This window comes from Streptomyces sp. SP17BM10 (genome assembly GCF_036322405.1).
Lineage (GTDB): Bacteria > Actinomycetota > Actinomycetes > Streptomycetales > Streptomycetaceae > Kitasatospora.
The window spans coordinates 1-221 of sequence record NZ_JAQYXB010000549.1 but is presented as its reverse complement, the minus strand read 5'-3'; the positions used below and the strand labels follow the sequence as shown (position 1 = coordinate 221).

Genomic DNA, 221 nt, shown 5'->3' with positions numbered 1-221 from the left:
CCTGACCACCTGAGTCGGTTTGGGGTACGGGCCGCCATGAAACTCGCTAGAGGCTTTTCTCGACAGCATAGGATCATCCACTTCACCACAATCGGCTCGGCATCAGGTCTCAGCCTTACATGTGAGGCGGATTTGCCTACCTCACGGCCTACACCCTTACCCCGGGACAACCACCGCCCGGGCTGGACTACCTTCCTGCGTCACCCCATCGCTCACCTACT

The 221-nt window shown here is 59.3% G+C and carries 1 rRNA gene; it reads right to left on the bottom strand.

The annotated features are described in order from the left end of the window. Positions 1 to 221, bottom strand: a 23S ribosomal RNA gene (locus PUR71_RS41275); the annotation flags it as partial.